This window comes from Flavobacterium sp. WC2409 (genome assembly GCF_041200085.1).
Lineage (GTDB): Bacteria > Bacteroidota > Bacteroidia > Flavobacteriales > Flavobacteriaceae > Flavobacterium.
This window is the reverse complement of the sequence record NZ_CP165625.1, coordinates 3615515-3641646: the sequence shown is the minus strand read 5'-3', so window position 1 is coordinate 3641646 and position 26132 is coordinate 3615515. Positions and strand designations below refer to the sequence as shown.

Annotated in this window: 24 protein-coding genes and 1 tRNA gene; 18 read left to right on the top strand and 7 right to left on the bottom strand. The window is 34.1% G+C overall.

Annotated elements, in window-relative coordinates; all coding sequences use genetic code 11:
- The first annotated feature begins 169 nt into the window (after positions 1–169).
- The 16 genes from aspS to AB3G34_RS15505 all read left to right on the top strand — a co-directional run bounded on the left by aspS (position 170) and on the right by AB3G34_RS15505 (position 15578).
- Positions 170–1915 carry an aspartate--tRNA ligase gene (gene aspS, locus AB3G34_RS15580; protein ID WP_369752963.1) on the top strand — a complete coding sequence of 582 codons (1746 nt, stop codon included), beginning with the start codon at positions 170–172 and terminating at the stop codon, positions 1913–1915.
- Positions 1916–2046: 131 nt separating this feature from the next.
- On the top strand, positions 2047–2241 hold the full coding sequence (locus tag AB3G34_RS15575; RefSeq protein ID WP_007137066.1) for a cold-shock protein: 195 nt from the start codon (positions 2047–2049) through the stop codon (positions 2239–2241).
- Between the two features lie 220 nt (positions 2242–2461).
- Entirely contained in the window at positions 2462–2827 is a 366-nt protein-coding gene (locus AB3G34_RS15570; RefSeq protein WP_367773071.1) for an NADH-quinone oxidoreductase subunit A, read from the top strand.
- 64 nt (positions 2828–2891) lie between these two features.
- Positions 2892–3440, top strand: coding sequence for an NADH-quinone oxidoreductase subunit B (locus tag AB3G34_RS15565; protein WP_367756611.1), 549 nt, complete (start codon positions 2892–2894; stop codon positions 3438–3440).
- Between the two features lie 4 nt (positions 3441–3444).
- Complete coding sequence (locus tag AB3G34_RS15560; RefSeq protein ID WP_367773069.1) at positions 3445–3966, top strand: NADH-quinone oxidoreductase subunit C; 522 nt, start codon at positions 3445–3447, stop codon at positions 3964–3966.
- Positions 3967–3998: 32 nt separating this feature from the next.
- On the top strand, positions 3999–5237 hold the full coding sequence (locus AB3G34_RS15555; protein ID WP_367756607.1) for an NADH-quinone oxidoreductase subunit D: 1239 nt from the start codon (positions 3999–4001) through the stop codon (positions 5235–5237).
- Positions 5238–5240: 3 nt separating this feature from the next.
- A complete protein-coding gene (nuoE, locus tag AB3G34_RS15550; protein WP_367756605.1) occupies positions 5241–5771 on the top strand; it encodes an NADH-quinone oxidoreductase subunit NuoE in 531 nt (176 codons plus the stop codon).
- 1 nt (position 5772) lies between these two features.
- Entirely contained in the window at positions 5773–7140 is a 1368-nt protein-coding gene (gene nuoF, locus AB3G34_RS15545; RefSeq protein ID WP_369752962.1) for an NADH-quinone oxidoreductase subunit NuoF, read from the top strand.
- 86 nt (positions 7141–7226) lie between these two features.
- The gene (locus AB3G34_RS15540) at positions 7227–8276 is read left to right on the top strand and encodes a 2Fe-2S iron-sulfur cluster-binding protein (RefSeq protein ID WP_367773067.1); all 1050 of its coding nucleotides are present in this window, start codon (positions 7227–7229) and stop codon (positions 8274–8276) included.
- A 6-nt stretch (positions 8277–8282) separates the two neighbouring features.
- Complete coding sequence (gene nuoH / locus AB3G34_RS15535; RefSeq protein ID WP_367774093.1) at positions 8283–9335, top strand: NADH-quinone oxidoreductase subunit NuoH; 1053 nt, start codon at positions 8283–8285, stop codon at positions 9333–9335.
- A 137-nt stretch (positions 9336–9472) separates the two neighbouring features.
- Complete coding sequence (locus AB3G34_RS15530; protein WP_367756599.1) at positions 9473–10018, top strand: NADH-quinone oxidoreductase subunit I; 546 nt, start codon at positions 9473–9475, stop codon at positions 10016–10018.
- Positions 10018–10530, top strand: coding sequence for an NADH-quinone oxidoreductase subunit J (locus tag AB3G34_RS15525; protein WP_367756597.1), 513 nt, complete (start codon positions 10018–10020; stop codon positions 10528–10530). The genes AB3G34_RS15530 and AB3G34_RS15525 overlap by 1 nt, the downstream gene beginning before the upstream one ends.
- Before the next feature lies 1 nt (position 10531).
- Positions 10532–10852: an NADH-quinone oxidoreductase subunit NuoK gene (nuoK, locus tag AB3G34_RS15520; RefSeq protein ID WP_007137055.1), complete on the top strand. Its 321-nt coding sequence runs from the start codon at positions 10532–10534 to the stop codon at positions 10850–10852.
- Positions 10853–10858: 6 nt separating this feature from the next.
- Positions 10859–12742 (top strand): NADH-quinone oxidoreductase subunit L, encoded by a 1884-nt coding sequence (gene nuoL, locus AB3G34_RS15515; protein WP_369752961.1) that lies wholly within the window; start codon positions 10859–10861, stop codon positions 12740–12742.
- 9 nt (positions 12743–12751) lie between these two features.
- Complete coding sequence (locus AB3G34_RS15510) at positions 12752–14194, top strand: NuoM family protein (RefSeq protein ID WP_367773064.1); 1443 nt, start codon at positions 12752–12754, stop codon at positions 14192–14194.
- A gap of 13 nt (positions 14195–14207) precedes the next feature.
- Complete coding sequence (locus tag AB3G34_RS15505; protein WP_369752960.1) at positions 14208–15578, top strand: NADH-quinone oxidoreductase subunit N; 1371 nt, start codon at positions 14208–14210, stop codon at positions 15576–15578.
- Positions 15579–16048: 470 nt separating this feature from the next.
- Here AB3G34_RS15505 and AB3G34_RS15500 read toward each other — a convergent pair.
- Positions 16049–16122: transfer RNA gene (locus AB3G34_RS15500), tRNA-Ile, on the bottom strand.
- Positions 16123–16247: 125 nt separating this feature from the next.
- The gene (mce, locus tag AB3G34_RS15495) at positions 16248–16649 is read right to left on the bottom strand and encodes a methylmalonyl-CoA epimerase (RefSeq protein ID WP_367773060.1); all 402 of its coding nucleotides are present in this window, start codon (positions 16647–16649) and stop codon (positions 16248–16250) included.
- Between the two features lie 232 nt (positions 16650–16881).
- Between mce and AB3G34_RS15490 the strand changes: the two genes are divergently transcribed.
- Positions 16882–18546: an Ig-like domain-containing protein gene (locus AB3G34_RS15490; protein ID WP_369752959.1), complete on the top strand. Its 1665-nt coding sequence runs from the start codon at positions 16882–16884 to the stop codon at positions 18544–18546.
- Here AB3G34_RS15490 and AB3G34_RS15485 read toward each other — a convergent pair.
- The 5 genes from AB3G34_RS15485 to AB3G34_RS15465 form a co-directional block, all read right to left on the bottom strand.
- Entirely contained in the window at positions 18543–19310 is a 768-nt protein-coding gene (locus tag AB3G34_RS15485) for an amidohydrolase (protein WP_369752958.1), read from the bottom strand. The genes AB3G34_RS15490 and AB3G34_RS15485 overlap by 4 nt on opposite strands.
- 194 nt (positions 19311–19504) lie before the next feature.
- Complete coding sequence (locus AB3G34_RS15480) at positions 19505–20419, bottom strand: hypothetical protein (RefSeq protein WP_369752957.1); 915 nt, start codon at positions 20417–20419, stop codon at positions 19505–19507.
- Between the two features lie 433 nt (positions 20420–20852).
- Positions 20853–21599, bottom strand: a complete 747-nt coding sequence (locus AB3G34_RS15475; protein ID WP_367773049.1) for a succinate dehydrogenase/fumarate reductase iron-sulfur subunit — start codon at positions 21597–21599, stop codon at positions 20853–20855.
- Between the two features lie 92 nt (positions 21600–21691).
- Entirely contained in the window at positions 21692–23692 is a 2001-nt protein-coding gene (locus tag AB3G34_RS15470; protein WP_369752956.1) for a fumarate reductase/succinate dehydrogenase flavoprotein subunit, read from the bottom strand.
- 12 nt (positions 23693–23704) lie between these two features.
- Complete coding sequence (locus AB3G34_RS15465) at positions 23705–24370, bottom strand: succinate dehydrogenase cytochrome b subunit (RefSeq protein ID WP_367756579.1); 666 nt, start codon at positions 24368–24370, stop codon at positions 23705–23707.
- Between the two features lie 370 nt (positions 24371–24740).
- Between AB3G34_RS15465 and AB3G34_RS15460 the strand changes: the two genes are divergently transcribed.
- Entirely contained in the window at positions 24741–26102 is a 1362-nt protein-coding gene (locus tag AB3G34_RS15460; protein WP_369752955.1) for a hydroxymethylglutaryl-CoA synthase family protein, read from the top strand.
- Positions 26103–26132: the final 30 nt, after the last annotated feature.

Below are 26132 nucleotides of genomic sequence, written 5' to 3'. Positions count from 1 at the left end.
ATTTGATAACAATTTAGTAACATTGGACGAAAGCTTAACATTGGAAATTGAAAATATATTAACTTAGAATTACTAAAAAATCTAATTTCTCAATTCATTGTTCATAATTAGTCCTAAATTTGCAGCTGGGTCAAATGGCCTACTGTTGAAATAATATAAAATTGTAATAATGTATAGAAGTCATAATTGTGGCGAATTAAATGCCTCACATATAAATACTGAAGTAACTTTAGCTGGTTGGGTTCAAAAATCTCGTGACAAAGGATTTATGAATTGGGTTGATTTAAGAGATCGTTATGGTATTACACAATTAATTTTTGACGAAGGTCGTACCGAAAAAACGGTATTTGAACTAGCAAAAACTCTTGGACGTGAATTTGTAATTCAAGTTAAAGGAACGGTTATCGAACGTGAAGCCAAAAACAAAAACATTGCTACAGGAGAAATTGAAATTTTAGTTACTAAACTAAACATTTTGAACGCCGCCTTAACACCACCTTTCACTATTGAAGATGAAACAGATGGTGGTGAAGACATTCGAATGAAATACCGATACCTTGATATAAGAAGAAATCCTGTAAAAAACAGTTTGCTTTTTCGTCATAAAGTAGCCATGGAAGTTCGAAAATATCTTTCTGACTTGGATTTTTGTGAAGTAGAAACTCCATACCTAATTAAATCAACACCAGAGGGAGCTAGAGATTTTGTTGTACCTTCTCGAATGAATGAAGGACAATTCTATGCTTTACCTCAATCCCCACAAACCTTCAAACAATTATTGATGGTAGGTGGAATGGACAAATATTTCCAAATCGTGAAATGTTTCCGTGATGAAGATTTACGTGCGGACAGACAGCCAGAATTCACACAAATCGATTGCGAAATGGCATTTGTAGAACAAGAAGACATTTTAAATGTTTTTGAAGGACTTACCCGTCATTTACTAAAAGAAATAAAAGGAATTGAAGTAGATAAATTTCCTCGTATGACGTATGAACATGCCATGAAAACCTACGGGAATGACAAACCAGATATCCGTTTTGGAATGGAGTTTGGAGAATTAAACGAAGTAGCTAAAAGCAAGGAATTCCCGGTTTTCAATGCTGCTGAATTAGTTGTCGGAATCGCCGTTCCAGGAGCTGGAAACTACACCAGAAAAGAAATTGACGCATTAATCGAATGGGTAAAGCGTCCACAAGTTGGTGCTTCAGGAATGGTTTATGTGAAATGTAACGAAGATGGGACTTATAAATCATCTGTAGATAAATTTTATGACCAAGCTGATTTATCCAATTGGGCAAAAACTACAGGAGCGCAAGCTGGAGATATGATCTTTGTACTATCTGGTCCTGCTGACAAAACAAGAGCGCAACTAAGTGCCTTGCGTATGGAACTAGCTACACGATTAGGTCTAAGAAATCCTGCAGAATTTGCACCATTATGGGTTGTTGATTTCCCATTATTGGAATTTGATGAAGAATCAGGACGTTATCATGCTATGCATCACCCCTTTACTTCACCAAAACCAGAAGACATGCACTTATTAGAAACCAATCCAGGAAAAGTTCGTGCCAATGCATATGACATGGTTTTGAATGGAAATGAAATTGGAGGAGGTTCTATACGTATCCATGATAAAGCAACACAACAATTAATGTTTAAATATTTAGGATTTACTGAGGATGAAGCCAAAGCACAATTTGGATTCCTAATGGACGCATTCCAGTTTGGAGCCCCGCCACACGGAGGATTAGCTTTTGGATTAGATCGATTAGTTGCTATCTTAGGAGGTCAAGAAACAATACGTGACTTCATTGCTTTCCCTAAAAACAATTCAGGTAGAGATGTGATGATTGATGCGCCGTCTCCTATTGACGAAACACAATTAAAAGAACTACACATCAAATTAAGCTAAGGTATTTAGTCGGTACTATTTGTTGGAAAACGTTGAATATCAATTATTTTAATAAAAAAAATGACATTGATAGTATTCGTATTATATTATATATTATATTTGCCTCATTATAAATTATTATTACTATTACAATGCGTACAGGTACAGTTAAATTTTTCAATGAGTCAAAAGGTTACGGATTCATTACAGACGAAGAAACAGGAAAAGACATTTTTGTTCACGCTTCAGGAATCAACGCGGAAGAATTACGCGAAGGTGACAGAGTTAGCTATGAAGAAGAAGAAGGAAGAAAAGGAAAAGTTGCTGCGAAAGTAGCAGTTATCTAAGCAAAAATTATTTTTTGCCTACGAATGTTTAAAAACGTTTCGATTTATTTCGAAGCGTTTTTTTTTGATTATACTCAAACCGAAATACACTACTATTTATAATCATTAAAAATTAATTAAAAAACACATTTTCAAATAAACTAATTTCATTCATTAACTTGTGTTTTAATTCCTTGAAACCTATCTTTGTCACTTATTTTAGTACCTAAAAATAATAATTATGCAATCTGATCAACTAAATTATATTCCCATTTTAATACAGTTTATACTTGCTGTAGGATTTGTAGTAGGAACCATTATCGTTTCTGGCAAATTAGGACCAAAAAGAAAGTCAGAAATCAAAGACAAAAACTTTGAATGTGGCGTTGAATCCGTTGGTAATGCACGTATTCCTTTCTCTGTTAAATACTTTCTAGTCGCGATATTATTTGTTCTATTTGATGTGGAAGTAATTTTCCTGTATCCATGGGCAATTAACTTCAAAGAACTAGGAATGGAAGGAATGGTGAAAATGGTAATTTTCATGCTTTTACTATTGGTTGGATTTTTCTATATCATCAAAAAGAAAGCGTTAGTTTGGGAATAAAGAATAATTTTAAATATTGAATTTCAATTCTATATTTCTAATATATAATTCAAAAAAATAAAAAATGAGCGATTCGAATATAAAAATGGTTGCCCCGCCAGAAGGTGTTGTAGGAGAAGGATTCTTCGCTACAAAACTGAATGATGTAGTAGGAATGGCTCGCGCCAATTCACTTTGGCCATTGCCTTTTGCAACTTCATGTTGTGGAATTGAATTTATGGCTACTATGGCATCACATTATGATTTAGCACGATTTGGATCTGAACGCGTTAGTTTTTCTCCTCGTCAAGCAGATATGTTAATGGTAATGGGAACTATTTCTAAAAAAATGGCTCCAATTTTACGTCAGGTATACGAGCAAATGGCAGAACCTCGCTGGGTAATTGCTGTTGGTGCTTGTGCTTCTTCAGGAGGAATTTTTGATACGTATTCTGTATTACAAGGTATAGACAAAGTAATCCCTGTAGATGTATATGTTCCTGGATGTCCGCCAAGACCAGAGCAAATAGTAGATGGAGTAATGAAATTACAAGAATTAGTTAGAACAGAATCTGTAAGAAGAAGAAGTTCTCCAGAATACCAAGAATTATTGGCTTCTTATAATATCAAATAACAAAATGGCTTTAGAAACAATAGAAATTCAGGATAAATTGACAGAGACATTTGGTGCTACGGTCTTCAATTTTAATCAAGAAAGAGATGTGTTTTCATTAGAAGTAGCTTCCGACAAAATAACGGCAGTGATCCTTTTTTTGAAAAATGACCCTATATTGCGTTTTCACTTTTTAACTGATTTATGTGGTATTCATTATCCAGATAACGAAGTAGACAGACAGTTTGCAATTGTATATCATATGCACAATTGGTACGAAAACAAACGCATAAAAATTAAGGCCTTTATTAATGGTGAAAAACCAGAAATAAAAACAATATCAAACATTTTCTTAAGCTCCAATTGGATGGAAAGAGAAACGTATGATTTTTATGGAGTTAACTTTATTGGCCACCCTCAATTGAAACGTATTTTAAATATGGATGAGATGATTTCTTTTCCAATGCGAAAAGAGTTCCCAATGGAAGACGGCGGAAGAACCGATAAAGACGACCGTTTTTTCGGTAGAACAATAGACAATTGCTAAAAACAGAATATATAATTTTTCACATTCTATAAATGTCAGAACTATTATTACCACCAGAGCATCGATATGCTAAAATAATAAAAGAGAAGCTAAACGAAGATGGAAGCGAGCTTTCAATTCTAAATTTAGGTCCTACTCACCCCGCTACGCACGGAATTTTTCAAAACATTTTGTTGATGGATGGGGAGCGAATTTTAGAAGCGGAACCTACTATTGGTTATATTCATAGAGCTTTTGAAAAAATAGCTGAAAACCGTCCTTTTTACCAAATTACACCACTTACAGACCGAATGAATTATTGCTCGTCTCCTATTAACAATATGGGATGGTGGATGACTTTGGAAAAACTACTGGATATTGAAGTACCGAAGCGCGCACAATATTTAAGAGTAATTGTAATGGAGTTAGCCAGAATTACAGATCATATTATTTGCAACTCTATTTTAGGAGTAGATACAGGAGCTTATACTGGTTTCCTTTATGTATTTCAATTTAGAGAAAAAGTATACGAAATCTACGAAGAAATTTGTGGAGCTCGATTGACAACTAATATGGGAAGAATTGGTGGTTTCGAAAGAGATTGGTCACCAGAAGCTTTTAGAAAATTAGATGTTTTTTTAGAAGAGTTTCCAGCAGCTTGGAAAGAATTTGAAAACCTATTCGAAAGAAACAGGATTTTTATTGATAGAACAGTTAATGTAGGTGCAATTTCTGCTGAACAAGCTATGGCTTATGGCTTCACAGGTCCTAACTTACGTGCTGCAGGTGTTGATTATGATGTACGTGTTGCACAACCATATAGCTCTTATGAAGATTTTGACTTTGTAATTCCTGTTGGAAAATCAGGAGATACTTACGATCGTTTTTGCGTTCGTAATGCCGAAGTTTGGGAAAGCTTAAGTATCATTCGTCAAGCATTAGCAAAAATGCCAGAAGGAAATGATTTTCATGCAGATGTTCCAGACTATTATCTTCCTCCAAAAGAAGATGTATACACTAATATGGAGTCATTAATCTATCATTTCAAAATTGTAATGGGAGAAGTTCCTATTCCAGTGGCAGAAATATATCATCCTGTTGAAGGTGGAAATGGCGAACTAGGTTTTTATTTAGTAACAGACGGAAGTCGTACTCCTTATAGATTGCATTTTAGAAGACCTTGTTTTATTTATTACCAAGCCTATCCAGATATGATAAAAGGTTCATTACTATCAGATGCGATTGTTATTTTATCAAGTTTAAATGTAATCGCAGGAGAATTAGACGCATAAATTATGAAATGTACCCCTTACAAACAAGAAATAAATATGACTGACGAGTTGATGAATCGCATCAATGAATTAATTAGTCATTATCCCGCAGACAAACGAAAATCAGCTTTATTACCCGTTCTACACGAAGTGCAAGATGCTCATGAAAATTGGCTTAGCACTGAATTAATGGACAAAGTCGCTGAAATTATTCAAATTCTACCAATTGAAGTCTATGAAGTAGTTTCGTTCTACTCCATGTACAATCAAAAACCTATTGGAAAATATATGTTTGAATTTTGTCAAACTTCTCCTTGTTGTTTAAAAGGAACTGAAGATTTGATGGATTATACTTGTGAAAAATTGGGCGTTAAAATAGGTGAAACCACTGCTGACGGTCTATTTGAAGTAAAAGGAGTTGAATGTCTAGGTGCTTGTGGATACGCACCAATGATGCAATTGGGTGATTTTTACAAAGAAAACCTTACCGAAGACAAAATTGATCAGTTAATCGCTGATTGTAGAGATAATAAAATAATATTACACGATAAATAAGATGTCAAAAAAAATATTATTAGATAAAATAAACGTTCCCGGAATCAAAACTTACGAAGTATATCGTAAAGAAGGTGGCTACGCATCTGTAGAGAAAGCAATGAAAGCAATGACTCCTGACGAAGTTGTTGAAGAAGTAAAAAAATCAGGACTTCGTGGTCGTGGTGGTGCTGGATTTCCTGCTGGAATGAAATGGAGTTTTATTGATAAAAAATCAGGAAAACCAAGACATTTAGTTTGTAATGCTGATGAATCAGAACCAGGGACTTTCAAAGACCGTTATTTGATGGAATTTATTCCTCATTTATTGATCGAAGGAATGATTACTTCTAGTTTTGCATTGGGTGCAAACCTATCGTATATCTACATTCGTGGAGAATACATGTGGGTTTATAAAATATTAGAAAGAGCCATTGCCGAGGCGAAAGCTGCCGGTTGGTTAGGAAAAAATATATTAGGTACTGGTTACGACTTAGAACTTTACGTTCATTGTGGAGCTGGTGCTTACATCTGTGGTGAAGAGACTGCATTGATTGAATCATTAGAAGGAAAAAGAGGAAATCCTCGTATTAAGCCACCATTTCCAGCAGTTTCTGGATTGTGGGCAAATCCTACTGTGGTAAATAATGTAGAAACAATTGCTTCAGTGCCATGGATTGTAAACAATTCAGGTGATGAATATGCCAAAATAGGGATTGGAAGATCTACTGGAACTAAATTAATTTCTGCTTCAGGACATGTAAAAAACCCTGGTGTTTATGAAATTGAATTGGGCTTATCTGTTTATGAATTTATGAATTCTGACGAATATCTTGGCGGAATGAGTTCTATTAGACCTTTGAAAGCTTTAGTACCTGGAGGATCATCTGTACCCATTTTACCTGCTGATTTAATTTATAAAACAGCAAATGGTGATGATCGTTTGATGACGTATGAATCTTTAAGTGATGGAGGATTTGCAACAGGATCGATGCTAGGTTCTGGAGGATTTATCGTTTACAATGACACTTCTTGTGTTGTACGTAACACTTGGAACTTTGCTCGTTTTTACCACCATGAAAGCTGTGGACAATGTTCCCCTTGTCGTGAAGGAACAGGCTGGTTAGAAAAAGTATTGTGGCGTATTGAAAACGGACAAGGTCGTGAAGAGGATATTGATTTGCTTTGGAGTATTCAAAGTAAAATTGAAGGAAACACGATTTGCCCACTTGGAGATGCTGCTTCATGGCCAGTAGCAGCAGCTATTCGTCATTTTAGAGATGAATTTGAATACCATGTTCGTTTCCCAGAAAAAATAAAAAATAGAAATCACTTTGTAGAAGAACCATTTGCTCAAGTAAAGCACTTAGTAACAAAACAAACAGTTTAAAATAGTTTCAAGTTTCAAGTTTTTTTTAGTTTCAAGTGTAACAACCTGAAACTTTAAGCTTTAAACTAAAAAAACAAAAGTAAGAAATGAAAGTAACAATAGACGGTCAAAGCATAGAAGTAGAACCAGGAACAACTATCCTGCAAGCAGCACGTATGATTGGTGGTGAATCTGTTCCCCCAGCGATGTGCTATTATTCTAAACTAAAAGGAAGCGGTGGAAAATGCCGTTGTTGTTTAGTGGAAGTAGCTAAAGGTAGTGAAGCAGATCCAAGACCTATGCCAAAATTGATGGCTTCTTGTGTAACAGGATGCATGGATGGTATGGAAGTAAACAGCAAATCTTCGGATAGAGTAAGAGAAGCGAGACAATCTGTAACTGAATTTTTATTGATCAATCACCCTTTAGATTGTCCAGTTTGTGACCAAGCGGGAGAATGCGATTTACAAGATTTAAGTTTTGAACACGGAAAATCAAAAAGCCGTTTCATAGAAGAAAAAAGAACATTCGAACCAGAAAATATAGGTCCAAATATTCAATTACATATGAACCGTTGTATCCTTTGTTACCGTTGTGTAATGGTTGCTGATCAATTGACAGACAATCGTGTACATGGAGTTATGGACAGAGGAGATCATTCGAATATTTCTACTTGTATCTCCAAAGCAATTGACAATGAATTCTCTGGAAATATGATCGATGTATGTCCAGTAGGTGCATTAACTGACAAAACATTCCGTTTCAAATCAAGAGTTTGGTTCAACAAACCCTACGATGCACACAGAGAGTGTACTACTCCAGGATGTTGTGGAAAAACTACGGTTTGGATGTTTGGTGACGAAATTCAAAGAGTTACAGGTCGTAAAGATGTGTACCATGAAGTAGAAGAATTCATTTGTAATGAATGTCGTTTTGACCACAAAGATCCAGCGGACTGGGTTATTGAAGGACCAAGAGAATTTGATAAAGATTCGGTTATCAATCAAAACAATTACACACAAAAACTAGACACAGTAACGATTGCTACAGAAGAAGGAATTCTAAAAGGTAGAGAACAAGATCGTAAAAAGATAAGCATGCCTGCTATCCCATTGGATAAAGAAGATCAAGAAAAATTTAATCACGGAAATCTTTAACCTATGATCGATAGTACTATAATTATAGAAAAAAGTGTCATCATCTTAGTTGTTTTTGCAATTACAATGGTAATGGCGATGTATTCTACGCTTGCTGAACGTAAAGTAGCAGCTTGGCTTCAAGATAGAATTGGACCAAATAGAGCTGGTAAAGGTGGAATTCTTCAACCGTTAGCTGATGGTTTAAAATTATTCTCGAAAGAGGAGTTTGAACCAGACACAAAAAATAGATTTTTATTCTTCGTAGGGCCAGCAATTGCTATGAGTACTGCTTTGATGACCAGCGCAGTAATTCCTTGGGGAGATAAGTTTCACCTTTTTGGTAGAGACATTATTTTACAAGCGACTGATATTGATGTAGCCTTATTATATGTATTTGGTGTAATGTCAGTGGGAGTTTACGGAATCATGATTGGTGGATGGGCATCTAATAATAAATTCTCTTTGATGGGAGCGGTTCGTGCTGCCTCACAAATGATTTCTTATGAAGTTGCTATGGGATTGTCTATTATTGCTTTGTTGATGATGACAGGAACATTGAGTTTGAGAGAAATTGCTGCGCAACAACCTGGAATGCACTGGAATGTATTTTACCAACCATTATCATTTTTCATATTCTTAATTTGTGCTTTTGCTGAAACAAATAGAACACCATTTGACTTAGCGGAATGCGAAAGTGAATTGATTGGTGGATACCATACGGAATATTCCTCTATGAAAATGGGATTCTACCTATTTGCTGAATATGCAAATATGTTTATTTCTTCTACCATTATAGCTGTTTTGTTCTTTGGAGCTTACAACTATCCAGGAATGGCTTGGGCAGTAGAACACTGGGGAGTGAATATTGCTAACGTAATAGGAATTGGAGTTTTATTTGGAAAAATATGTTTCTTCATCTTCTTTTACATGTGGGTAAGATGGACTATTCCAAGATTTAGATACGATCAATTGATGCATTTAGGTTGGAGAGTATTAATTCCGTTATCAATCATCAATATTATAATCACTGGAATTGTGATTTTGAGAGATCAAATCGCCATTTATTTCGGATTTTAAATAGCATCAAAAAAACGCCTAGCCCTGATAGCAGTGGAAATCCTTTTATCTTGAACTTGTTTCAGGATCCTGAAACAAGTTCAGGATAAAAGATTGAAACGAATAGCAGGAAGAAGCTTTAAATAAAAAATAAAAAAATGTCAATAGAAGCCATATCCTTATCGGGAAGAAAAAAGCAAGTCTCTAATAAAGAGATGAGTTTTTTGGAAAGAATGTACATTGTTGCAATTGTCAAGGGTTTGATGATTACAATCAAGCATTTATTTACAAGAAAAGTTACGATTCAATATCCAGAACAAGTACGTGAAATGAGTCCCGTTTACCGTGGTCAACACATGTTGAAACGCGATGAGCAAGGAAGAGAAAACTGCACTGCTTGTGGATTATGCGCTTTATCATGCCCTGCGGAAGCAATTACCATGAAAGCCGAAGAACGTAAGCCGGAAGAAAAACATTTGTACCGTGAAGAAAAATATGCTTCGATTTATGAAATCAATATGTTGCGTTGTATTTTTTGTGGTTTGTGTGAGGAAGCTTGTCCAAAAGACGCTATTTACCTGACTACTTCAAAAGTATTGGTTCCTTCCAGTTATGAAAGAGAAGATTTTATTTTTGGAAAAGATAAATTGGTTATGCCATTAGATATCGCAATGAAAAATGCACAACTTAAAAACGCCAACTAATGTCAACTATACTTATTATATTTTGTGTTTTAGCTGCCATCACATTGTCAACTGCATTTTTGACAATCTTTAGCAGAAACCCAATTCACAGTGCGCTATATCTTGTTGTTTGTTTTTTCTCGATTGCAGGACATTATTTATTATTGAACTCACAGTTTCTAGCAGTAGTTCATATCATAGTATACTCGGGAGCAATTATGATTTTGTTTCTATTCACGATCATGTTAATGAACTTGAATAAAGAAAATGAAGTTCATAAACCTAGAATCACTCGTTTAGGAGCTATTGTTTCCTTTTGTTTGATTTGCTTGGTTCTACTTGCTGTTTTCATCAACTCGAAACCAATTACTGGTGAATACGACTTTACTGGTGAAGATTACCAATCAATAAAAGTTTTAGGAAAAGTACTATTGAATGAGTACATGGTTCCATTCGAATTTGCCTCTATCTTGCTTTTAGTAGCAATGATTGGAACGGTTCTATTGTCTAAAAAAGAAAAAACAGAGAAATAACATGAACAATATTTTAAATGAAATAGGCATCGAAAACTATATCTTCCTTTCTGTGATACTTTTTAGTATTGGAGTTTTCGGAGTATTATATAGACGTAATGCCATCATCGTATTTATGTCAATCGAAATTATGCTTAATGCTGTCAATCTTTTGTTTGTTGCTTTTTCTACTTACCATCAAGATGCACAAGGACAAATTTTTGTATTTTTCTCTATGGCCGTGGCCGCTGCCGAGGTTGCTGTAGGATTAGCAATACTAGTTTCGATATTTAGAAATTTAGGTTCAATTGACATCAATAATTTAAAAAACTTAAAAGGATAAATTTCAATGGATACAAGTTTAACTTTACTCTTATTACTAGCTCCTTTTATAGGATTTTTATTTAATGTTTTCTTCGGAAAAAGCATCGGAAAATCGGCTTCTGGAATTCTTGGGACATTAACTGTCGCAACTTCATTTGCAGCTTCTGTTTACTTTTTCATGCAGATTAGCCAAACTCATCAAGCAATCCAAATTCAATTGTTTGATTGGATTCAAATTAGTAATTTCAAAGTAGACTTTGGTTTTCTTTTAGACCAATTATCTATTTTATGGTTGCTTTTTGTAACAGGTATTGGTTCATTGATTCATATGTACTCGATCAGCTATATGCATGATGACGAGAACATGCACAAGTATTTTGCTTATTTGAATTTATTTATCTTCTTCATGATTACTTTGGTAATTGGAAGCAATTTATTGGTATTATTCATCGGTTGGGAAGGAGTTGGACTTTGTTCTTACCTTCTTATCGGCTTCTGGCATAAAAATCAAGAATTCAATGATGCTGCTAAGAAAGCATTCATCATGAATAGAATTGGAGATCTTGGATTACTAATCGGGATATTCATTATTGGTTCCATGTTTTCTACTTTAGATTATGCTACTTTAAAAACTGCTATTACAGGTGCTACTGATCTTAATATGTATTGGATTTCTATCGCTGCTTTTGCATTGTTCATAGGAGCTTGTGGAAAATCAGCACAAATCCCATTGTACACTTGGCTACCAGACGCGATGGCAGGACCTACACCAGTTTCGGCATTAATACATGCCGCAACGATGGTAACTGCAGGAATCTTTATGATCACCAGATTAAATTACTTATTTGATTTAGCCCCAGATGTTCAAAACATCATTGCCATTGTAGGAGCTGTTACCTCTCTTGTAGCTGCAACAATAGCATTAGTTCAAACGGATATTAAAAAAGTACTAGCCTACTCTACTGTTTCTCAACTAGGGTTAATGTTCTTAGCATTAGGATTAGGAGCTTACGAAGTAGCTGTATTCCACGTAATCACTCACGCTTTTTTTAAAGCTTGTTTGTTCCTTGGATCAGGTTCAGTAATACATGCGTTACATGGCGAACAAGACATGAGAAAAATGGGTGGATTGAAAAAAGTAATGGGAATCACATTCTTTACTTTCTTAATCTCGTCATTAGCCATCTCAGGAATCCCACCTTTTTCAGGCTTTTTCTCGAAAGATGAAATCTTAATGGTTGCGTTTGAGCACAACAAAATACTGTGGTTCATCGCTTCATTAGCGTCTCTAATGACAGCTTTCTATATGTTCCGTTTACTATACCTTACTTTCTTTAATGATTTTAGAGGTACGGCTGAACAAAAAAATCATTTACATGAAAGTCCTTCTTTAATCACGTTCCCATTAATTGTTCTAGCAATTTTAGCAACTATAGGCGGATTAATTAGTTTACCTACAAATAGCTGGTTGAACGAATACTTGGCTCCGTTATTTACAAAAGTAGCTACTGAAGAACACCATTTTGGAACAACAGAATACACTTTGATGTTAATTGCTGTGATTGGTGGATTAGTTGGAATAGGGATTGCTTACGCCAAATACATCAAACAAAATAGCGTTCCAGAAGAAGATTCACAAATTACTGGATTTGCCAAAGTACTTTATAATAAATACTATGTTGATGAAATCTATGATTCTATATTTGTAAAATCAATAAACGGTTTATCAAAATTCTTTAGAGATAATGTAGAAACTACTTTATCGTCTTTAGTTTTCGGTCTAGGAAAAGTAACCAACGAAATAGGTTTTCAAGGTAAAAAAATACAAAACGGAAGTATCGGACGTTATCTGTTTGTTTTTGTATTAGGCATTTGTGCCATCATAACCTATTTATTTTTAGCTCAATAATTTTATACTATGAATGTATCTCTAATATTAATTATACTTTTAGTTGGCGCATTTGCAACTTATATCGCTGGTGATAAACTAGCTTCAAAAGTGGCTTTGTTCTTTGGAATAGCAGCATTAGGCTGTTCGATTGTATTGTTAAACCATTATAATTTAGGTGAAAACATAAGCTTTTTATGCCAATGGATAAATCAACCCAATGTTTCTTTTGCTTTAAAGGCAGATGGATTAGCAATTGCCATGCTTTTATTGACAACAGCATTGACACCGATCATTATTTACACTTCATTTGGTACTGAATATAAAAATGCGAAAGCATTTTATGCACTTATCTTATTTATGTCATTTGCCATGGTAGGAACATTCCTTGCAGCAGATGGACTTTTATATTATATCTTCTGGGAATTATCTTTAATTCCGATCTACTTTATCGCATTAATTTGGGGTAATGGCGATGCTGAAGAGCGTAAAAAAGCAGTTGTAAAATTCTTTATCTACACTTTAGCAGGTTCTTTATTTATGCTTGTTGCTTTTATTTATCTATATCAAAAAGCAGGAAGTTTCTTAATCGAAGATTTATATAAATTAAATTTATCCGCAGCAGAACAATTATGGATCTTTTTGGCGTTCTTTTTAGCGTATGCTATTAAAATTCCAATTATTCCTTTCCATACTTGGCAAGCGAATGTGTACCAAAAAGCACCCGCTGTAGGTACGATGTTACTATCTGGTATCATGTTAAAAATGGGATTATATAGTGTGATTCGTTGGCAGTTGCCAATTGCTCCGCTTGCAGCCAAAGAATACATGAACATCTTTATCGCTCTAGGAATCGCTGGAGTAATCTACGGATCGATTGTCGCTTTAAGACAAAAAGACCTAAAGAAATTATTGGCTTACTCTTCGTTAGCACACGTAGGGCTAATTGCAGCAGGAACCTATACATTGACTATTGACGGATTACGAGGTGCGGTTTTACAAATGATTGCGCACGGATTTGTAGTAGTTGGATTGTTCTTTATCTCTGAAATAATCTTCAGAAGATATGAAACGAGAACCATTGCTGAAATGGGTGGTATTCGTACACAATCACCAAAATTTGCTTCCATGTTCTTGATTTTAGTATTGGCATCAGTTGCCTTGCCTACTACTTTCAACTTTGTGGGTGAGTTTACGGTTTTATATAGTTTATCTCAAATCAATGTTTGGTTTGCTCTTTTAGGCGGAACAACGATTATCCTAGGAGCTTACTATATGTTAAAAATGTACCAACAAGTAATGTTAGGAGAAACCAATACAAAAGTGTTTGCTGATGTAACTTTAAAAGAAGGATTAGCTTTGGTACTTATCATTGCAGTATTATTCTTTTTCGGATTGTATCCAAAACCAATTACAGACTTGATTACTCCAAGTTTGGAAAATATTTTAACTCAAATTAATAGAATTAACTAGTCAAATAAAAAAAATGAATACATTAATAGCTATAATAGGATTAGGTGTTTTATGCCTTTTATTTGAAATTTTCGAATTAAGAAAAGCCATTGTTCCTATAACAATTATTGGATTATTGGCCATTCTTGGTCTGAACATATCTGAATTTTATTCTCCACAATCGTATTACAATAATATGATTATTGTGAGTAAGTTTTCTACAGCATTCACTGGTTTGTTTATCATACTAACGATTTTCTTAGTAGCATTGAGTCATAAATTTTATGAAAATCACCAAACTAAGATATCTGATTTTATCGCCATTAAAGTTTTTTTATTGGCAGGGACTGTAGCAATGGTTTCATTTGGGAACTTAGCCATGTTCTTTTTAGGAATAGAAGTGTTGTCTATTGCTCTTTATATTTTGGCGGCTAGCAATAGATTAAGTATCAAAAGTAATGAAGCCGGATTGAAATATTTCTTAATGGGATCTTTTGCTTCAGGAATTATTTTGTTCGGTATTTGTTTAATTTACGGAGCTATGGGAACTTTTGATGTAACTGAAATCAGTGAATTGTCAAGATCAGCTGAATTACCAGTTTGGTTTCCTATCGGAATTGCATTAGTAACAATAGGAATGTTTTTCAAAATTGCTGCTGTACCCTTTCATTTTTGGGCTCCTGATGTTTATGAAGGTTCACCTGCTTTAACGACTGCTTTAATGAGTACATTAGCAAAAGTTGTTGCTATCGCTACCTTATTTAAATTACTAACAGTAATGAATGCAGACTTGTCTCCTTCTTTCCAAATCGTAATTGTAATCATTTCTATGGCTTCCATGACAGTGGGTAACATTATGGCATTGCGTCAAGTAAATGTAAAGCGTATGTTGGCTTTCTCTGGAATTTCACATGCTGGATTTATGTTGATGACATTACTAAGTATTACAAATGCTGCTGGAAGTTTACTGTATTATACATCTGCTTATGCGTTAGCAGGAATCGCAGCGTTTAGTGTTATATTGTATGTTTGTAAAAATACCGAAAATGAAGATATCACCAATTTTCATGGATTAGGAAAAACTAATCCCTTATTGGCCGCAATTCTAACTGCCTCCTTGTTATCGATGGCGGGTATTCCAATTTTTGCTGGATTCTTTGCAAAAATGGTTTTATTCAATCAAACGATTCAAGCTGGTTATATTGCTTTAGTAATAGTTGCTGTAGTAAATTCGATTATAAGCGTAGGATACTACTTTAAATTAATTCTTGCAATGTATACGAAAGAAGCTAATGAAACAAGAACAGGAACGCCAGTTGTAATATATGCTGTTGCGGTAATTGCAATTGTTTTGAATATTGCTTTAGGTTTATTTCCCTCATTAGTACTAGATTTAATAGCATAACAACATAATTAATTTTATACAAAAAGCCCCGTCAAAATATTTTGACGGGGCTTTTTGTATAAAATTACAAGAGCTTCTATTAAACTGAAGTCTTCGTTTTTAACGTATTTGTATAAATAATATATATCCCAAATAATAGCGCTAAAATAAATAAAACTATAATATTATCGTCTATTGGAAGCCCTGGTGGAGGTGGTGGTTTTTTTCCAGTCGGAGACGGTGGACCTGAACCAGCACCATTGCCAGCAGTAAGGTCCATAATCCAAAATAGGAAAATGAATAAAATATAAAATTTGTTTGACACAATCTTCATTGGCTTCAAAAATAGTAAATTAGCTGACAAAAAAAAATCTATTTAACCTTAAATAACATACAATCTCCTTTAACATATAAAGATACGATATTTTAACTAGTCTGGTTTTTGCCTATATTAAAAAACCCTTCAAAATAATAATTTTGAAGGGTTAATGTGGTCCCACCTGGGCTCGAACCAGGGACCACCTGATTATGAGTCAGGTGCTCTAACCAGCTGAGCTATAGGACCGGTTTAGAGTTTGCAATATTACTACTATTTTTTCTTTACTCCAAATATTTTTTACTTAGTTTTCTAGATAATTGCAATTATAAAACCATAAAAATTCAAAACTACTGATTATTAGAATTCTAAAATTATTTTATTTCTTGACACAACTCAATTAACACCCCATTTGTGCTTTTTGGATGCAAAAAGGCTACTATTTTATTATCTGCTCCCTTTTTTGGAACATCATTCAATACTATAAAGCCTTCTTTTTTTAATCGGGCAATTTCCTGAACGATATCTTCCACATCAAATGCAATATGATGAATGCCTTCTCCCTTTTTCTCAAGAAATTTAGCAATTGGACTATCTGGGTTTGTAGCTGCAAGAAGTTCGATTTTATTAGGGCCATTTTGAAAAAAAGAAGTCATCACACCTTCACTAGCCACTTCTTCTGATTTATAAGCTGGAGCTCCAAATAATTTTTCGAATAAAGCATTAGATACATCCAAATCTTTAACTGCAATTCCAATATGTTCAATTTTTCTCATTCCTCTAATTTTATTAAATAACTTTATCTTGTATAACCTGTTGTACAATACTCCAAATTTACTAATTAAAATCTCAAAAAAATTTTACCCAAAAATACAACTACAACTTATTTCATTATAGCATATGAAAGCGTTCTATTTCAATTCAAATTAGGCAATCATAATAAATCTATAAAAATTTCAATTACCGTAAATATAATTGTTATTTTGTATTATCAAATTCAAATTCTATATGTTGAAAAATAGCACACTCATTATATTTATACTTTTAGCATTATCACTAGCCAATTGTGCTAAAAGAGGAACTATAACAGGCGGTCTTAAAGACACTATTGCTCCCGTTTTAACAATGAGCTTCCCAAAAAACTTCAGCACAAATTTTAAAGGCGATGAAATCAAATTAGTTTTTGACGAAAACATAAAATTAAAAAACCTAAACAAGCAATTAATTATTTCACCTCCTATGAAACAGGAGCCTCTAATATTACCTACAACTGCTAGTAAGTTTCTAACCATAAAAATAAAAGACACCTTACAACCCAATACCACCTACAGTTTTAATTTTGGTCAAAGTATTGCTGACAACAACGAAGGTAACCCTTACAATCAATTTAAATATGTCTTCTCAACAGGAGATTTTATTGATTCACTAGCTATAGGCGGCAAAATAAAAGATGCTTACGATAAAGAAGTAGAGTCTTTTGTCTCTGTCATGTTGTATGAAGTAAATGACAGCTTTAAAGATTCGGTTGTCTACAAAGACACTCCAAGATATGTTACTAATACTTTAGATAGCTTAAAAACGTTTCGATTAGAAAATTTAAAAGCGGGAAAATATCTATTAGTAGCTCTAAAAGATAAAAATAGTAACAATAAATTCAACCCTAAAGAAGATAAAATAGGATTTAGAAAACAATATATTACTATCCCAAACGACTCCATTTTTGAGTTGGAGCTCTTTAAAGAAACACTAGATTATAAAGCTTTAAAACCTAGTCAAGCTTCTGGTAATCGATTATTACTCGGTTATAATGGCAAACAAAACTTAAAGAACTCAAAACCTCAAATCACGCTTAAAAAAGGTTCTGATGTGATTCCAACCATCATTACACAAATGCCAAAAAAAGATTCTTTACAAATATGGTATAAACCTATAAAAGCAGACTCTTTGGCTTTATCTGTTTCCAAAGGGAAATACCAAGAAAATTTCATGTTGAAAGTTAAAGATCAGAAAAAGGATTCTTTAAACATATCTGCCTTGCAGAATGGGATATTGAATTTTAGAGACCGATTCACTTTAGAAAGCTCAATACCGCTTATTAAATTTGACAATTCAAAAATAAAATTAGTTTCAAAAGATTCAACAGCAATAGATTTTACAACCGAATATGATGATTTTAATCAAAAACTATATTTTGATTTCAAAAAATCTCCTGCTGAAAAATACACTATTTCACTTTTACCAGGTGCGCTTACTGATTTTTATGAAAAAACTAATGATAGCTTAACCTACAATCTAACTACAAAGAATACTGCCGAATATGGTAATCTACGCGTACAATTGCAAAACGTAAAGCATTTTCCAGTAATAGTGGAGCTTACCAATGCAAAAGGAGACGTCATCGCTTCAGAATATTCTGAAAAAAACAATGTCGTCGACTTCAATTTACTTGACCCCGCACTATTTACCCTTCGAATTATTTATGATGATAATAAAAACAAACAATATGACGCTGGTAATTATTTAGAAAAAAGATACGCCGAAGAAGTGGTTTATTTTTCTAAAGAAATAGATGTGCGTGCCAACTGGGATGTAGACCAAGTTTTTGATGTAAGCCTTCCTTATACGCCTGAGCCAAAAAAGAAAATAGATCCCAAGAAAAATTCTAGTTTTTAATTTATAATTTCAAAATTATCTTTATCACTTAAAAAATTAAGCTTTTTACGAACTTCAATTAATTTAGGTTTATCAAGAGTGGTTATAAAAACACCTTCCTGTTCCATTGGTTCAATCAAATGTTCTCCTAAGTAATCTACCACTTGTGAGTGACCTACATATTCATATCCATTATTGTCGTTCCCTATTCTATTTACACCAATAGTATAACTCATATTCTCAATAGCACGTGCTGCAAGTAAAGTATCCCAAGCTTTAATCCTAGTTTTAGGCCAACTTGCTACATAAATCAATATATTGTAATCCTCTACGTTACGAGAGAAAACCGGGAATCGTAAGTCATAACATACCAATTGACAAATTTTCCAACCTAGGTAGTCTACAATCAATTTTTGAGCACCTCTAGAGTATACTTTATCTTCCCCTGCGAGTGTAAACAAATGTCGTTTGTCATAATGCTGTATTTCTCCAGAGGGAAATACAAATAACATGCGGTTGTAAAAAATTGAGTTCTCTACAATGACAACACTTCCAGTTATGGCGCAGTTTTTGGCTTTCGCCAAAGCTTGCATCCACAACACTGTTTTGCCGTTCATAGACTCCGCCACTTGGGCTGGTTCCATCGTAAAACCGGTTGTAAACATTTCAGGAAGTACAATGAGATTGATACTATCCTCAATTGCATTAATTTTTTCTTCAAAATAAGTTCTGTTTGCATCTGGGTTTTCCCAAACTATGGCCGACTGTATTATAGCTACTTTCATTTTATAAAATTACTAAAAAATGAAATACAGATGATGATGTTTTATTGAGAAATACGGCATGTGAAATTTGAACGCAGATTTAAACGGATTTTTAAAAACACCAAGAAACTATAATCTAGTTTAAAAATTGTTTTGGAGAAATACTTTGTGGGCATGTATTTTATATCCGCGCTATCTGGTTTGAAATTTAAAATTTAATATTGCTGTTTATTAAGAACTGCTTCATAATTAAGGCCGTCAGAAAAATTTTTTGTGTTAATTAGAATTTCTTTATTAACTTGAGATAGAGATTTATCCCTAATTTTTTGAATTAATATATTTTTATCCACGTTAATCAATATTTGCTTTTCATTTATTAATTTTCCAATTTCTTCAACAGTGTTTTGGGAAATTTTTTTTTGATATTCATCGTTAAAAATAGCCATAGTTTTTTGAAGTTCTTCTCGAGTTTTATCCGTAGCCTTTATCAAATATGTACATTCATCAAAATCATCTAACTTATTATATTCTAATTCTGGATGAATTCCATTGTTTCGATGAGTTTTAATAGAGAAAATAGAAGATCCCATACTCGAATCAAAATTTGTTCCTGAGGAATCACTTACAGATTCGAATATAGTATCCTTATAATACACATTCATAAGATACAACGCTGCTAATCCTTGAATTAAATTTTTTAGATTCCCTTTCGATAAGTTTTTAACTCTATTATGTTTTACTGCTTGATACGCTTTTTGCCAATCAGAGGAACTACTACCCATTTTATTGGCTTTTCTCAAAGGTGTTTGTATCCTATTTTTATCATCATTTAAATAAAAATTAACAGCAGATATAAAGACTTTTTTTTTACTTAATTTCCATCTTTCCTCTATAAGCTGAATACAATCTGTATCAAAGAATAAGGTTTTGTCATTAGGTTTTGTTCCACCTATCATCTGATATAATTCTTTTGAAAGCGATTCAATTTCGACAACAGTTCTAATTAAAAGTTCAGAAATTTTTACTGAGTAAACATTAAGTTGATTATCATCAATATGTATCTGATTAGATAACTCAATAAGTTCTTTTTCCAAATTTTTGAAAACAGACCAATATAAATTCTTATTCATCAGTTTTTATAGTTTTTTTGTTTAATTCACAATAATTCATTTGTAAAACAAACACATCTAAATAGAAACGCAATCGGGACTATATAGAGACACATTCTTTTAAAAAATGTTTTTTTAATTAAAAGCGTAATGGCAAATCCTTTGAAAAGTCAAGATTAGCAACTCTTTAGCTCTTTTGTATTTACCAAATATAACAAATAAATTACTACAAATCATCAAGCTAATGTTCTTTCTTAGGGTGAGGGATAGCAGTGGAAATCCTTTTATGAAATGCAATGGAATAAAAGATTGCTACGCATAGCCCGACCGGAGCTTTTGCGGAGGACACCCCAAAAAACAAAAACGCATCCAAATGAATGAATGCGTTTTTTAAAATGTAGATTCTTTGTGTGTTCTCGACTGCGCTCGAACTGACAAAGAATATTTTGGATTATTATCCTTTTAAACTTGCTGACATGTACTCTCTGTTCATACGAGCGATGTTCTCTAAAGAAATTCCTTTAGGACATTCAACCTCACATGCTCCAGTGTTTGTACAGTTACCAAAACCTTCAGCATCCATTTGGTGCACCATGTTTAATACACGATCAACTGCTTCAATTTTCCCTTGTGGTAATAAAGCATATTGAGAAACTTTGGCTGCTACGAATAACATTGCTGATGAGTTTTTACAAGTCGCAACACAAGCTCCACAACCAATACAAGCTGCAGCATCAAATGCTTTATCAGCATCCTCTTTGTTGATTGGAATGGTATTGGCATCGATAGTGTTTCCTGAAGTATTCACTGATATAAATCCTCCTGCATGTTGGATTCTATCAAATGAGCTACGGTCAACTACTAAATCTTTTACTACTGGGAAAGCAGCTGCACGGAAAGGCTCGATTGTAATCGTATCACCGTCCTTGAACATACGCATGTGCAATTGACAAGTGGTTACTCCTCTATCAGGTCCGTGAGCTTCACCATTGATGTACAAAGAACACATTCCGCAAATTCCTTCGCGACAATCGTGATCAAATGCAACTGGCTCACCCCCTTTACTCATTAAATCTTCATTGAAAACGTCTAGCATTTCAAGGAAAGACATATCTGGCTCAATTCCGTCGATTTGATAATCAACCATTGCTCCTTTATCTTGGGCGTTTTTTTGACGCCATATTTTTAATGTAAGTTTCATACTATTTTAGTTTGAAAGTCATAAAGTCGAAAGTCGAAAGTCGCTTGACATGGAGTCATTTGACTGTAAGACTTTTGCCTTTCGACTAATTGCTATTTGTAATTTCTTTGAACTAGTTTAACGGCATCAAATACCAAATCTTCTTTATGTAATACAGCGTCACTTGGTTTCCCTTTGTACTCCCAAGCAGCAACGTATGCGAAGTTTTCGTCATCACGTTTTGCTTCACCATCTTCCGTTTGATACTCTTCTCTAAAGTGACCTCCACAAGATTCGTTACGGTGTAATGCATCTTTTGCGAATAATTCACCTAGTTCAAGGAAATCGGCAACACGAGTCGCTTTTTCTAGTTCTTGGTTGAAACCTTTATCCGTTCCTGGTACTTTAACATCTTTGTAAAACTCTTCACGTAAAGCAGCAATTTCAGTAATAGCTTCGTTCAATCCTTCAGCATTACGAGCCATACCAACTTTGTCCCACATAATTTTTCCTAATTTCCTGTGGAAATAGTCAACAGAATGTGTTCCATTGTTGTTCATGAATTTCACAATTTGGTCTTTTACCCCTTTTTCTGCAGCTTCAAATTCTGGAGAATCAGTAGAGATCGGTCCCATTTTAATATCTGGAGATAAGTAATCACCAATTGTGTAAGGCAATACAAAATATCCATCAGCTAAACCTTGCATCAAAGCGGAAGCTCCTAAACGGTTCGCTCCGTGATCTGAGAAGTTAGATTCTCCAATAGAGAAACAACCTGGAATTGTAGTCATCAAGTTATAATCAACCCATGTTCCCCCCATTGTGTAGTGTACCGCTGGGTAAATCATCATCGGTGAAGTATAAGGATCCTCATCTACAATCTTATAATACATTTGGAATAAATTCCCATATTTACTTTTTACAACTTCAGTACCTAATTTAGTTACAAGCGCATTATCATTAGAATCAAGTCCTTTTACATAGGTTTGCTCTTTTCCGTAACGTTGAATTGCTGCTGCAAAATCTAAATAAACCGCTTCACCTGTTTTGTTAACTCCAAAACCTGCGTCACATCTTTCTTTAGCTGCACGAGAAGCAACGTCTCTAGGAACTAAGTTACCAAATGCTGGATATCTTCTTTCTAAGTAATAATCTCTTTCTGCCTCCGTTAGATCTTTGGCTTTTTTCTTTCCTTCACGAATTGCTTTAGCATCTTCGATTTTTGCAGGAACCCAGATACGTCCATCATTACGCAAAGACTCCGACATCAACGTTAATTTTGATTGGTGGTCTCCAGAAACTGGAATACATGTTGGGTGAATTTGTGTGTAACAAGGGTTTGCGAAGTACGCTCCTTTTTTATGGATTTTCCAAGCTGCAGTAGCATTAGATCCCATTGCATTTGTAGACAAGAAAAATACGTTTCCGTATCCTCCAGAAGCAATAACAACTGCATGAGCAGAATGTCTTTCGATTTCACCTGTAATCAAGTTACGAGCGATAATTCCTCTTGCTTTACCGTTTACGATTACTATATCTAGCATTTCGTGACGGTTGTGCATTTTTATTTTTCCACGACCGATTTGACGGTTCATTGCTGAATAAGCACCTAATAATAATTGTTGTCCTGTTTGTCCTTGTGCATAAAATGTACGAGAAACTAAGGCTCCACCAAAAGAACGGTTGTCAAGCAATCCACCATATTCACGTGCCAATGGAACTCCTTGAGCCACACATTGGTCAATAATATTAGTAGAAACTTCAGCCAAACGGTGTACGTTTGCCTCACGAGCGCGGTAATCTCCTCCTTTTACAGTGTCATAAAACAATCTAAAAACAGAATCTCCGTCTCCTTTATAGTTTTTCGCTGCGTTGATTCCTCCTTGTGCTGCAATAGAGTGCGCACGACGAGGTGAATCTTGAAAACAAAAAGCTTTTACGTTATATCCTAATTCTGCTAATGTTGCAGCAGCAGAACCTCCAGCTAGTCCTGTTCCAACAACGATAACATCTAAGTTACGCTTGTTTGCAGGATTTACTAAATTAATATGATCTTTATAATCTGTCCATTTATCCGAAATCGAACCACTTGGAATTTTTGAGTCTAATGCCATTATAATTTAATATTAATGATTGAAATGATGAAATAATGCTACAAATACAAATCCTAAAGGGATAACAATTGCGAAACCTAATCCGAAATTTTTCATTCCTTTTGTGTATTTATTGTTTTGTCCTATCGACTGAAAAGAAGAACTGAAACCATGTTGTAAGTGTAAAGACAACAGTACAAATGAAATACAGTACAAAGCGGTACGAACTGGGCTTTCAAACTTCTCTGCTAATTCATGAAAATATCTAGTGTCATCTAGTGGATTAAAAGCTACATATTTATAAACCATTTCTGGAACCCAGAAATCATAAAAATGTAATCCTAAAAACGCCAAAATTACTGAACCAGAAATAATCATATTTCTTGATGCCCAAGTAGAATTTGCAGCTCCGTTGTTTTTTGCATAAGCGATTGGTCTTGCGCTTCTATTTTTAAAATCTAAAACAAATCCCATAATAAAATGAAAAACAACACCTACAATTAAGATGGGTTGAATTACAAATTGAACCAAGGGATTATTCCCCATAAAATGAGATATAGAATTAAATACGTCGGGACTAAACACCGAAGTCATGTTGATAAAGAAGTGCTGTGCTAGAAACAACATCAGAAAAAGTCCTGAAAGCGCCATAGCCACTTTTTTAGCTATTGACGACTTCAATAATGCAGATTGTGCCATAAGTTTTGAATAAGTTTGTTTTGAAAAATAGGACAAAAATAAAGCAAATAGACTTGAACTACAACCTTTTCGTTGTTATTTATAATGATTTTAAAGTGTTTTAGCCAAAAAACTATTGAATTCCTAAAAAATAAGCGCTAACCCTTTATACAACGGTAAGTTAGTTAAACAAATGACAAAAAAGTCTTAAATATGGTTTTGTAAAATAAATAATAATGGCCCTCCATAAAGAGTTATAATTATCAATCATATAATTTTAGCCGCCCTTTCCTTTTAAATTAATAAAAACACAAAAAAGAGGCATTTTGTGCATTTAAAAAATTGCATTCTGCCTGCGTGATTTTAACTTTACAAGTTAAAAAAAATCAAAATGAAAGTAGGAATTGATAGCATATCTTTTGATGTTGCCAAGATACATTTACCCATTACCACTTTGGCGAAAGCCCGAAATATTGAACCCGAAAAACTAGAAAAAGGCCTCGGATTATTGAAAATGACTTTAGCAGATGTTCATCAAGATACTGTAGTTTTTGGAGCTAATGCCTTAACTAAATTAATTCAAGACAACAACATCAACTTGAATGAAATTGCCCGTATATATATAGGTACCGAAAGCAGTATTGATAGCTCAAAACCCATCAGTTCTTTCTTGATAGCATTGATGGAACAAAAATTTGGAGAAAATACTTTATCTCAATGTGATGTAGTTGACTTTACTTTTGCCTGTATTGGTGGCGTAGACGCGATGCACAACTGCATTGATTTTGTAAAACTAAATCCAACAAAGAAAGCCATAGTTGTCACTACAGATTTGGCTAAATACGATTTGAATTCTACTGGAGAATACACCCAAGGCGCTGGAGCAGTTGCGATTTTGATAGCGTCGAATCCAAGAATTATTTCTTTTGAGAATAACTGGGCAACAAGTACCAAAGGCGTTTTTGACTTCTTTAAACCCTACAGAACCATTTCTAAAGAAGCTATTACCAGAAATAACTCCAATGAACCTTGGTTTGATAACCTAGAATCCGAAATAGAAATTCACAAAGAGCAACCTGTTTTTGATGGACAATATTCGAATCAATGTTATATGGATCGGACTCGTGACGCTTATTTTTCTTTCAAAAAATTAAAACAAACGGAGGATACTATTTACAATTCATGGGAAAGTATTATCATGCATTTACCGTATGCTTTTCAAGGACGCCGCATGTTATCTGAAATTTACACCTTAGACGCTAAAAACAAAACGATCACTGGAAACGAAGACGCTCAAGAGTACCAAAACAAACTAAAAGAAACCAGCAAATCAGAGGAATACAAGAATTTTGTAATCCAAAAATTAATGCCCGCTGAACTCGCTTCTTCTTTAATTGGGAATTTATACACAGGTTCTATTTTCATGGGATTATTATCTACTTTGGCACATTTTCAGGATACTGAGAAGGAAATAAATGGTGCTAAATTTGGCTTCCTAGCTTATGGTAGTGGCTCAAAATCAAAAGTTTTTGAAGGAACAATTCAACCAGAATGGACAGTCGCTATTGCAAATTGCAAGCTTTTTGAAACGTTAGCACAGAGTCACGAAATAGACTTTGACACTTATGAAAAACTGCACAAAAAAGAACAAAGTGCTAGTATCCAAGAACCAAAAAATGAATGGATTCTTGACCGAATAGAAAAAGAAATCCCAAATCTTATGGGTGCTCGTTATTATAAATGGGTAGATTAACACAACAGAAAACCTCGATTGTAACTAGTT

What these genes read in the sequence shown, in the direction of transcription:
- aspS (WP_369752963.1), top strand. Translation starts at nt 170, where the DNA reads ATGTATAGAAGTCATAATTGTGGCGAATTAAATGCCTCACATATAAAT.
- AB3G34_RS15575 (WP_007137066.1), top strand. Translation starts at nt 2,047, where the DNA reads ATGCGTACAGGTACAGTTAAATTTTTCAATGAGTCAAAAGGTTACGGA.
- AB3G34_RS15570 (WP_367773071.1), top strand. Translation starts at nt 2,462, where the DNA reads ATGCAATCTGATCAACTAAATTATATTCCCATTTTAATACAGTTTATA.
- AB3G34_RS15565 (WP_367756611.1), top strand. Translation starts at nt 2,892, where the DNA reads ATGAGCGATTCGAATATAAAAATGGTTGCCCCGCCAGAAGGTGTTGTA.
- AB3G34_RS15560 (WP_367773069.1), top strand. Translation starts at nt 3,445, where the DNA reads ATGGCTTTAGAAACAATAGAAATTCAGGATAAATTGACAGAGACATTT.
- AB3G34_RS15555 (WP_367756607.1), top strand. Translation starts at nt 3,999, where the DNA reads ATGTCAGAACTATTATTACCACCAGAGCATCGATATGCTAAAATAATA.
- nuoE (WP_367756605.1), top strand. Translation starts at nt 5,241, where the DNA reads ATGAAATGTACCCCTTACAAACAAGAAATAAATATGACTGACGAGTTG.
- nuoF (WP_369752962.1), top strand. Translation starts at nt 5,773, where the DNA reads ATGTCAAAAAAAATATTATTAGATAAAATAAACGTTCCCGGAATCAAA.
- AB3G34_RS15540 (WP_367773067.1), top strand. Translation starts at nt 7,227, where the DNA reads ATGAAAGTAACAATAGACGGTCAAAGCATAGAAGTAGAACCAGGAACA.
- AB3G34_RS15530 (WP_367756599.1), top strand. Translation starts at nt 9,473, where the DNA reads ATGTCAATAGAAGCCATATCCTTATCGGGAAGAAAAAAGCAAGTCTCT.
- AB3G34_RS15525 (WP_367756597.1), top strand. Translation starts at nt 10,018, where the DNA reads ATGTCAACTATACTTATTATATTTTGTGTTTTAGCTGCCATCACATTG.
- nuoK (WP_007137055.1), top strand. Translation starts at nt 10,532, where the DNA reads ATGAACAATATTTTAAATGAAATAGGCATCGAAAACTATATCTTCCTT.
- nuoL (WP_369752961.1), top strand. Translation starts at nt 10,859, where the DNA reads ATGGATACAAGTTTAACTTTACTCTTATTACTAGCTCCTTTTATAGGA.
- AB3G34_RS15510 (WP_367773064.1), top strand. Translation starts at nt 12,752, where the DNA reads ATGAATGTATCTCTAATATTAATTATACTTTTAGTTGGCGCATTTGCA.
- AB3G34_RS15505 (WP_369752960.1), top strand. Translation starts at nt 14,208, where the DNA reads ATGAATACATTAATAGCTATAATAGGATTAGGTGTTTTATGCCTTTTA.
- mce (WP_367773060.1), bottom strand. Translation starts at nt 16,649, where the DNA reads ATGAGAAAAATTGAACATATTGGAATTGCAGTTAAAGATTTGGATGTA.
- AB3G34_RS15490 (WP_369752959.1), top strand. Translation starts at nt 16,882, where the DNA reads ATGTTGAAAAATAGCACACTCATTATATTTATACTTTTAGCATTATCA.
- AB3G34_RS15485 (WP_369752958.1), bottom strand. Translation starts at nt 19,310, where the DNA reads ATGAAAGTAGCTATAATACAGTCGGCCATAGTTTGGGAAAACCCAGAT.
- AB3G34_RS15480 (WP_369752957.1), bottom strand. Translation starts at nt 20,419, where the DNA reads ATGAATAAGAATTTATATTGGTCTGTTTTCAAAAATTTGGAAAAAGAA.
- AB3G34_RS15475 (WP_367773049.1), bottom strand. Translation starts at nt 21,599, where the DNA reads ATGAAACTTACATTAAAAATATGGCGTCAAAAAAACGCCCAAGATAAA.
- AB3G34_RS15470 (WP_369752956.1), bottom strand. Translation starts at nt 23,692, where the DNA reads ATGGCATTAGACTCAAAAATTCCAAGTGGTTCGATTTCGGATAAATGG.
- AB3G34_RS15465 (WP_367756579.1), bottom strand. Translation starts at nt 24,370, where the DNA reads ATGGCACAATCTGCATTATTGAAGTCGTCAATAGCTAAAAAAGTGGCT.
- AB3G34_RS15460 (WP_369752955.1), top strand. Translation starts at nt 24,741, where the DNA reads ATGAAAGTAGGAATTGATAGCATATCTTTTGATGTTGCCAAGATACAT.